At 57.6% G+C, this 6286-nt stretch carries 4 protein-coding genes and 1 pseudogene; all 5 read right to left on the bottom strand.

Annotation, left to right across the window (positions count from 1 at the left end; translation table 11 throughout):
- Window positions 1-110, bottom strand: a pseudogene (locus tag EN925_RS40490) (adenosine kinase); the annotation flags it as partial.
- Window positions 111-210: 100 nt separating this feature from the next.
- Window positions 211-1386 carry a methionine adenosyltransferase gene (metK, locus tag EN925_RS00730; protein ID WP_063169265.1) on the bottom strand — a complete coding sequence of 392 codons (1176 nt, stop codon included), beginning with the start codon at window positions 1384-1386 and terminating at the stop codon, window positions 211-213.
- Between the two features lie 57 nt (window positions 1387-1443).
- A complete protein-coding gene (gene glyA, locus EN925_RS00725; protein WP_063169266.1) occupies window positions 1444-2781 on the bottom strand; it encodes a serine hydroxymethyltransferase in 1338 nt (445 codons plus the stop codon).
- A gap of 37 nt (window positions 2782-2818) precedes the next feature.
- A complete protein-coding gene (locus EN925_RS00720) occupies window positions 2819-3163 on the bottom strand; it encodes a helix-turn-helix domain-containing protein (RefSeq protein ID WP_082826567.1) in 345 nt (114 codons plus the stop codon).
- Window positions 3164-4219: 1056 nt separating this feature from the next.
- Window positions 4220-6154 carry an HrpF/NolX family T3SS translocon protein gene (locus EN925_RS00715; RefSeq protein ID WP_024505366.1) on the bottom strand — a complete coding sequence of 645 codons (1935 nt, stop codon included), beginning with the start codon at window positions 6152-6154 and terminating at the stop codon, window positions 4220-4222.
- Window positions 6155-6286: the final 132 nt, after the last annotated feature.

Here is a 6286-nt window from a genome sequence, read left to right as displayed (position 1 = left end):
AGGTTCATCGCGCCCTTGATGATGCCGTTGGTCTCGAGGAATTCCTCGTCGCACTGGGCGATGATGTCGACAATGGCATTGCCGATGCAAAGCACGTCATAATCCGGCATCAAAATCTCCGCCAAAACCCGAGCCGGCTTCTTGCCACGCCGGCCGGGCGTGGTCTCGCGAGTTGAAATGGGTTGCCGCATGCGCTTGATCCAGCCGCCCTCACGCAGCTGCCGGTCCGGCTTCACGCAGCAAATCGTCAGCTTTGTCCGTCTTCTCCCAAGTGAACTCAGGCTCTTCACGCCCGAAGTGTCCGTATGTCGCCGTCTTGCGGTATATCGGCCGTAAGAGATCAAGCATCTTGATGATGCCTTTCGGTCGGAGATTGAAAACCTCGAGAACAAGGCGCTCGATCCTTTTTTCCTCGATCCTTGCGGTTCCGAAGGTATTGACCATGACAGAAACCGGACTGGCCACGCCGATCGCGTAGGCAAGCTGAACCTCGCAGACCTCCGCAAGGCCGCTGGCAACGATGTTCTTCGCGACATACCGGGCGGCATAGGCCGCCGAGCGGTCAACCTTGGATGGGTCCTTGCCCGAAAAGGCACCGCCGCCGTGACGCCCGGTCCCACCGTAGGAATCGACGATGATCTTCCGTCCTGTGAGGCCGCAGTCGCCGGCAGGCCCACCGACCACGAACCGCCCTGTTGGGTTGACCAGAAATCTGATCCCCGAAGTATCCAGGTGGGCCGGCAGGACCGGTTTTATGATCTCCTCAATGACGCCTTCGCGGACCGTGGCTTGTGAGACCGCTTCGTCATGCTGCGTTGACAGGACTATGGTATCCAGCGCCACCGGGCGGAGCCCTTCGTAGCGTACCGACACTTGAGATTTCACGTCCGGACGCAGCCAGCCAAGCTGTCCCGCTTTCCGGACCTCGGCCTGTCTTTTCGTCAAATGGTGAGCGAGTTGGATCGGCAGGGGCATCAATGTATCCGTCTCGTTGCATGCGAATCCAAACATGATGCCCTGATCCCCTGCCCCTTGCCCGAGATCCTGCCCTCGTCCTTCATCAACGCCCTGGCTTATGTCGGGCGACTGCTCGGTGAGGGCCAGAACGACGGCGCAACGTCGACCATCAAAGCCAATCGCATCATCGTCGTAGCCAATATCGAGTATCGTATCGCGGGCGACTTGGCTGTAATCGATGTGGGCATGGCTGGTGATCTCGCCAGCCACAACGACCATCCCCGTCTTCACCAACACTTCACAGGCGACGCGCGCCTTCGGATCGGTGCGCAGGACCGCATCGAGAATGGCATCGGAGATGTTGTCTGCCATCTTATCGGGGTGTCCCGCGCCGACGGATTCGGAAGAGAACACGAACTGCCTGGTCATAAAAATGCCCTCGCTTCAAGTGCTGGAGTTAGTGAGGAGTTTCTGGATTGGGGTGGCTTATCGGTCGGGGATGCCGGGAACATCGAACGCAGTGCAGAAGTCGGCAACGTCTCTTCGTACGCTCGCATGAACTTCCTGGTCATCGGGCTGGCGGCAGACCGAGTCGATGAAAGCGGCGATCTGCACCATCTCCGTTTCGCGCATGCCCATGGACGTCACCGCTGGTGTCCCTAAGCGGATGCCGCTTGTCAGCGCCGGATGCCGCCGGTCGCCCGGGACCATATTGAAATTCGCAATGATGCCTGCACGCGATAAGCGCTCCGCATAGGCTTTGCCTGACAGCGACCGGTCCCGAAGATCAAGGATCAGCATGTGATTGTCAGTGCCCCCGGTGACGAGTTCATAACCTCGCTCCAGAAGTGCCTGGGCCAGAGCCTTGGCGTTGTGGACGATCTGCTGACCGTAGACACGAAAGGACGAGTTCGCTGCTTCCTGCAAAGCGACGGCAAGCGCGGCGATAGTATTCATATGCGGTCCGCCTTGCAGAAGAGGGAACACGGCGCGGTCTATACGTTTGGCCAGATTGTGTTTGCTCTTCGGATGATGGAGGGGCTGATAACGGTCTTCATTCCTTGATAAAATGAAGCCACCCCGGGGACCGCGGATCGACTTGTGAGAGGTGCTGGTGACCACATCGCAATGGGACACGGGGTTCGGATGCACTCCTGCGACAACCAGGCCGCAGATGTGGGCGATGTCAGCCACCAGATACGAGTTCACCTCCGAAGCAATTTCGGCCATTGCCGCGTAGTCAAAAATACGCGGATAAGCAGTTCCGCCGACCCAAATTAGCTTCGGGCGTTCCCGCTTGGCGGTCTCGCGCAAGTGGTCATAGTCAATTTGCTGTGTCTTTTCGTGCAGCCTGTACGGGACGCGCTGATAATCGCTGCCGGAAAAATTGACGGACCAACCGTGAGTCAGATGGCCGCCTTCGGGTAAAGGCAAGCCCATGACTTTGTCACGGGGGCTCAAAAGCGCGCGATAGACAGCCTGGTTGGCTGGCGAGCCTGAATAAGGCTGGACGTTGGCATGTTCACTGCCAAATAGCGCTTTCAGGCGCTCGATCGCGAGGGTCTCAAGCTCATCGACGATCTCGTTTCCGGCGTAGTAGCGCGCACCGGGGTATCCCTCGGCATACTTGTTGGTGAAAATCGACCCGGTCGCTTCCAACACCGCCGAGGAGGCAAAGTTCTCGGAGGCGATCAGTTTGAGAGTTGTCCGCTCCTGACGCTCCTGTCTTAGAAGCAGTTCGTGAACGCGGGAGTCGACGGCGGCTAAGTGAGGCCGCCCGTAAGTGTCGGGCTGCGCGATGGCGCCGCCGGCGGAGTTATCCATGGTAGTCGCGCTCCATTTGGACTGATCTATTTCACGATCAAGCAGGCGGTCCCTTCAACCGCGCGTCTTGTATTGCTTCCAGGCGTTGTAGGTCTCTTTTATGATGGCCATCATCGTGGGGCAGGAGATCGACCACCAATTGAGCCAGCTCGCCATCCTTGCCTCCTGCTTGCATATGGTACGAAGACTGCGGACGTTGTTCGTTGCAGCAAAGAAAGTTGGCTCTGACCAGCCGCCGAACGTGGCGTCGAACCTGCTCGCGAGGCAGACCGGTAATATCGGCCAGCTCGCCGACGGTTAGATCCGCATGCGCGCAAAGGCCCAGGATTCGAAGGCGATCAAGATGCGCTGCCGTCCTTAGGCGATTTACCAGTGTCAACATTGGTTAGCATCAACCCGGACGGGATGCAGCAAGCCGCTAGCCCTTCTATCCCCATCAATCCGCATGAGACCTCTCTCGTCATTTGCTGTAAATCCGCTGGTATGGATGCTAATGGAAGATAGATCACAGTCCTTTCTACGACTAAGACGCCAGATATTGGGGCTAATGTACCACCTGACAGGAGACTACACTCACGAACATTATGTGAATTTTTTTTAACGTTGCTGAGAATCAAGGGGGAGGTTTGGCGAATGTCTCGCCGTCGACTGTCGAATCCTGCCCGACGGGATTATAGGGTGCGTAGCCTGCTTGTCCTTTCCACATGACCAGCGACGATGGGGCGAAGGCGGCAGACATAGCTCTGGAGCATGCTGCGGTATCTTTGGCCTGAAGCCGAGGAAGGCGGACCGTGGCTTCCGCGCCGCTGCCGGGAGCCCGCGAACAGGCCAAGTGGATCAGCCGGGTGTTGCCGTCATAGAGCGTGAGACCCAAAGCTGGCCAGCCGCGCCCTGAGGCTGACGCACCGCTCAGCGTCCACCTTGCTCTCGAAGCCCATCGGCATAGCGCCGATAACGACTTGACCGCGTGCGTGTCGACGAGCGATCGGTGAGCGCAAGGATCGAGGGTGCAGTGCAGGATAATGCTGTTTTAAATCAGCGCTGTTTTCAGCCGACTGCCTTGAGCGTGGCACGAGGATATAGGCCCAAGGCAGGAGATCATCGTCTGCTGTTCGGGAGGCCGCCCTGGGCGCGCGACAGCCGTTCCTTCGGCTGCGCCGCTCCGCCACCATCCGCGCCGTGCCTTCCGGAGACCATTCCCGCTACCGGCCGGCGCCCGTGAAAACCTCGACCCGGCGCACCGGCTCGAGATGGCTGGGCTCAGCGTAACTCTGAAGTCGTCATATACCGAAGTCTTCACAGACTTCGGACATCCCCCTCACAGTCCGATCCAGATGGCGTCAGGAACACCGCTTGCGTTGATGCGGATGAACCCCTGCTTGTGCCACAATGACCCTTATGTCAGCGCGCGAGCCAAAGCTTCCGCGCAAGGCGACGGCTAGGATAAGGCAATGCCGACGAAGGGCACATTGCTTGCCACACTCTGGAATGATGGCATGCTCGGAAGGCCTAGGCTTTGCTCAGGGCCGCCTGCAAGGCGCGCTTTGAGGTTATTCACATAGCCTTCTGCGTAGTCCTGCGCCGTCGAGACCGAAAGATCAATGCCTGCCGCCAAGGCCTCTTCCATCAGGTGCTTTACGAGCCCATTTCGAATGGCCAGCTTGACCTCGGGGCCTGCGATAAGGCCGATCGCCTGCGCGGCCATATTGAGGCCAGCTTCCTCCAGCGCTCGCTTCATATCGCCTCCGTTAATGGCCGTACGCAGGAGATTGGCTGCTTGCGACTCAGCCTCGAGAACCATCGAGGCAAGATCGGCTACTTGTCCGAGGCCCGGAATGAAGCTGAGCAGTCCCACCGCCGTTGCCGCCAAGTCGAGCACTTTCGTCTCGATTTTGAGCACGGAGTCGACGACGTGCATGACGGCCCCGCCGTTCTTTTTGGCTGACTTAATGTCAGGCTGGTCCATCAGGCCCATCTTCATGTCCGCGACGGCATTCTGCTCTTCTGCGGTTTGGGCGCCGTGGGTGATTGGCTGCTGAACGTTGCGGTTCGCAGACGACATGTTTGTGCAAAAATGGGCAAAGTCTTTTTTGCTGATATTGCCGGAATCAACCGTATGCCCGCCGCCAAAGTCGAAGAATTTATGATGGGTCTTATAGCCCGTGATCGAATTGTTCAGGAGGCCAAACAAAAGAGGATCTGAAAGGAGCTGAGAGGCTGCTTCCCGCACTTTCGGATCAAGGCTCTTGTCGTCTTTCATTTTCGCCAGTTTGTCGCGAGTCAGAACACCGCTTCCAAAGAACGTGTCCTGATGGTCCTTGATCATCTCGACCGTATTCAGCTCAGTTTGCGTGAGGCTCATCGACGATGAGGCGACTTGCAGGAAATCCTCTTTGTGCATCTTCCCTTTCGAGCCACCGCACAACTGGTTCCAAGCATCGGGGTGATCGAGGAAATATTGCGCCGCCGCAATGACCTGGGGCGGAAATTTGCCGTTTTTCGATTCGCCGCCGACCATTTTCTTGAACTCATCCAGACTCAGGTCCTTGGACAGATTTTCGGAGTACCGGTAAAACTCCCGCAAGGCATCGCTCAAGGTCATGACCGAAGGCTGCAAACCTCCGCTGCCGTCGGATGGTATGTAGTTCTGCTCGTAGCTTCGCGCTTGGGCTTCCTGAAATGCAGCAACTTGTGGGTGGTGGTTTGAAAATCCGGCCAAGTCCTTGGCGTTGATCTTGCCTCCACAGCGGCCGTCGCCCTGCGAGCCAATCGCATAAAAAAGTCCCGAATCCTGCTGCAGTCCCTGGATCGCCGCTTTCAGATCCGGTGGCGTAGAGGGATCATTGGCTTTGTCGGTCAACGACTTCCAAGTAAGCGGGCATTGGTCCTTGTGACGGTTGAGTACCGCAACAATCTGCAACTCAGCCGTGGTCAGCGACCCACCGTTCCACGTGATTCCGGGGCTCGGCCTGGGAGCCGGCTCGATCTTCGGAGTGACGCCGAGCAGATGTTGGGCTTCAGTCGCCTTGGAGCGTTGCGATTGGTCCTCCTTGAGAGCCGCCCTCATATTTGGCGGCAGCAGATCCAGTGGGTGTTGCTCCAAGCCATTCAATGTCAAGACATCCGGTGCCAGATGGCCCAAAGGGTCCTGCCGCAATTTATCCATTGTCGAATCAAGATTCGACGCTGGCAGATCCCCTTGCGCGAAAGAGCCGGGCTTGTCTGCCAGCACACAAGTGGACAGCATCGCTTCGAAGCACGATGCACTTTGCTGATGCTGGGTCGCAAAATGGGAAACTTTCAGGCCCGGCCAACCCCTTGCGGACTGTAGCGAATTTGAGCGGTAGAAAGTTGAAAGATTACTGGCCGACATTATGCATCCTCAGACGTGACGTTGAAATCCCCACAAGAGACCCCGACAGAAGATCCCTTGCGTTTCACAAAATTCGACAATTCCAAGCGTCGGCAGGTCACGAATGCGCCTGCCCTGCCTTCAATTGCTGTG

This window comes from Mesorhizobium sp. M7A.F.Ca.US.006.04.2.1 (genome assembly GCF_004022915.1).
GTDB lineage: Bacteria > Pseudomonadota > Alphaproteobacteria > Rhizobiales > Rhizobiaceae > Mesorhizobium > Mesorhizobium ciceri.
This window is presented reverse-complemented; position numbering and strand designations above follow the sequence as displayed.

Coding starts and splice junctions, on each gene's coding strand:
- metK (WP_063169265.1), bottom strand. CDS start 1,386: ATGACCAGGCAGTTCGTGTTCTCTTCCGAATCCGTCGGCGCGGGACAC.
- glyA (WP_063169266.1), bottom strand. CDS start 2,781: ATGGATAACTCCGCCGGCGGCGCCATCGCGCAGCCCGACACTTACGGG.
- EN925_RS00720 (WP_082826567.1), bottom strand. CDS start 3,163: ATGTTGACACTGGTAAATCGCCTAAGGACGGCAGCGCATCTTGATCGC.
- EN925_RS00715 (WP_024505366.1), bottom strand. CDS start 6,154: ATGTCGGCCAGTAATCTTTCAACTTTCTACCGCTCAAATTCGCTACAG.